Consider the following 2740-nt stretch of genomic DNA (forward strand, 5'->3'; position numbering starts at 1 on the left):
CATGCCCGCCGCCAGCAGCACGAACATGAGAAGGACGATGATGGTGGCGATCATTCGTGATGTTCCTTGATTTCGACGCCGGTGGTGTGATCGACGACATCGGGATCGGATCCGCGCAGCAGCAGGGTCAGGGCATGGGCGCAAAGGCGCACCACCAGCAGGGCGAAGCCCAGCACGATGGGCAGCTGCGACACCCAGGCCGGCCAGGTGATGTAGCCGGGCAGGAATTCGTTGCGGGTATAGGCATGGGCCATCTCGCCCCAGGCGCCATGGGCGACGACGGCGAAGATCGCAGCGCCCAGCAGCGACCACAGGATGTCCAGCAGGCGGCGAAGCCGCGGTGCCATGATGCTGCGGAACAGGTCGATATTGATGTGGTCGNCTGTTGGAACGTGGCCGAGATCGCGAAATAGGTCGCGGCGATCATCAGGTAATAGCTGATCAGTTCGAAGGCCCAGGGCAGCGGCGCGTGAAAGGCATAGCGCGAGAACGCGTCATAGGACACGATGAACATGATCAGCGTGACGCATATGACGGCAAGCGCAAGCCCCAGCCGTTCCAGTGATATGATAACCTTTCCCATTTCTCCTCCCATGTGCCGCCAGCCGGGACGGCGCCGATTTTTCAGATGACCCGGCCTTGCGGCCCGCGCGCGCAAGCGAAGCCCGATCGGCCCCTTTTCTCCTGGTCCGATGATTTCCGGCTTGTGTCCGATAGGGTTGCCCGCGATCGGCGGGCATCGGATCCGGGGTAGATGCGGCCGATTTTACATCCGCAGCCGCGTTTCCCGCAAACCTTCCCAAAGGCATCATCGCCGAAGCGGGACGTCCCATAGGGAAAGGCTATGGTTTTGGCAGACGCATAGCCAATCCCATGGCCGGCCCCTCAGGCATAGGGGTTCGCTGCCTGTCCGGTGGTGCTGATGACGGTGGTGCGGGTTTCCAGGTAGGGGTCGAGCGCGTCGATGCCGTTCTCGCGCCCCCAGCCGCTTTGCTTGAAGCCGCCATAGGGCAGCGACCAGCGCACGTAGCGATAGGTATTGACCCAGACGCTGCCGGCCTCGATCCGGTTCGAGACCCGATGCGCCCGGCCCAGGTCGTTGGTCCAGAGCCCCGCGGTCAGGCCGAAGGGCGTGTCGTTGGCGATCTCGATCGCCTCTTCCTCGCCGTCGAAGGGGATCAGCGCGGCGACCGGGCCGAAGATTTCCTCGCGGGCGATGCGCATCTGGTTGGTCACGCCGGCATAGACCGTGGGCTCCACGAAATAGCCGCCGGCCAGGTCCGGCCGGTCGATCCGGCGGCCCCCGGCCAGGAGTTCGGCGCCCTCCGCGCGGCCGATCTCGAAATAGGACAGGGTCTTGTCCAGCTGCTGCTGGCTGTTCTGCGGCCCCATCCGGGTCGCCTCGTCCATCGGCATGCCGACGCGCACGGTGGCGGCACGCTGGCGGAACATCTCGGCCACGCGGTCGTAGACCGGGCGCTCGACCAGAACGCGCGACCCCAGCGCGCAGCTTTGCCCGCAATTCGTCCAGGCCGAGGAGGTGGCCGAGTTCAGCGCCTGCTCCAGGTCGGCATCGGCAAAGATGATATGCGGTGCCTTGCCGCCCAGCTCGAAGGTAAAGCGCTTCAGGCTGTCGGCGCCGGTCTTCAGCATGCGCTTTGCGGTCGCCCCCGAACCGGTGAAGGACACCTTGTCCACGCCCGGATGGCCGACCAGGTGGTCGCCGATCTCGTGCCCGTGGCCGGGGACGATGTTCAGGACGCCCGGCGGCAGGCCCGCACGCTCGGCGATGCGGCCCAAGAGCAGGGTCGAGACCGGCGTGGTTTCGGCCGGCTTCACCACCAGGGTGCAGCCGGCGGCCAGCGCCGCGCCCAGCTTCAGGCAGATGGTCATCAGGGGCGCGTTCCAGGGCGTGATCGCGGCGACCACGCCGACCGGGACGCGGGTGGTGAAGCAATGCACGCTGTCGTCCATCGGCACCGTGGTGCCCAGCGTCTTGTCGGCCAGCGAGGCGAACCAGTGATACCAGGCCACCTCGGCGCCCAGGTCGGCGCGGGCATCGACGATCAGCCGGCCGCTGTCGCGGACCTCATGCTCGATGATCTCGGGGATCGCCTCGCGGAAGGCCTCGGCAAAGCGGCGCAGCATGGCCGCGCGCTCATGCGCCGGCATCCGCCGCCAGGGGCCGCGAAAGGCGGCGCGGGCGGCCTCGACGGCGCGGTCGACTTCCTGCTTGCCGGCAAAGGCGACCAGCGCCCAGGGCCTGCCGGTGGCGGGGTCGATGCTGTCCACCAGCGCGCCGTCGATCGGCTTCACCCATTCGCCGTTTATATAGAGATGCTCGAAACGCTCTGGTTCCGTCGCCTTGGCCATGTCTTTCCTCCCCGATGCCGGGCGCGAATCCTGCCGGACGAACCGCAGGTGAATCTGCGCGGGATTTTAGGGACGGGGTTTTGCCCTAGGCAAGCATCCTGCCGAAAGGCTGCGGAAGTCATAGGGATATTCATGACGAGATATAGAAAAACCCAATAACCAGGCAGCGCTGGGAAAGGAGCCTCAGAAAATTTCCCATGAATAACAGCTGGTTGGATTTTCGATGTTCCGCCGGCCAGCCAATTCGATTTTCTCGAATTGCCGTTTCAGGAAACGCAAGTTGGTTCCTGGGCCGCGTCTGCCTAGCTTGCCCTCAACGCGGCCTGGCGGATCGCCCGGTCGCCTTACTGTGGATTTAGGAGGATGG

General features: G+C 65.2%; 2 protein-coding genes and 1 pseudogene. All 3 read right to left on the reverse strand.

Translation table 11 applies throughout. The features are described from left to right. Positions 1-50 precede the first annotated feature (50 nt). Positions 51-595: pseudogene (locus FE811_RS28880) on the reverse strand (TRAP transporter small permease). A gap of 290 nt (positions 596-885) precedes the next feature. Continuing rightward, entirely contained in the window at positions 886-2373 is a 1488-nt protein-coding gene (locus tag FE811_RS26345) for an aldehyde dehydrogenase (RefSeq protein ID WP_116220606.1), read from the reverse strand. Between the two features lie 183 nt (positions 2374-2556). Then, the coding region (locus tag FE811_RS28045) for a hypothetical protein (protein WP_219848973.1) at positions 2557-2740 on the reverse strand (184 nt) is incomplete at its 5' end.

The sequence above is a fragment of the Paracoccus sp. FO-3 genome (assembly GCF_006386455.1).
GTDB lineage: Bacteria > Pseudomonadota > Alphaproteobacteria > Rhodobacterales > Rhodobacteraceae > Paracoccus > Paracoccus versutus.

Bases quoted from the DNA above. Each gene is read 5' to 3' on its own strand.
- FE811_RS26345 (WP_116220606.1), bottom strand. From the start codon at position 2,373: ATGGCCAAGGCGACGGAACCAGAGCGTTTCGAGCATCTCTATATAAAC.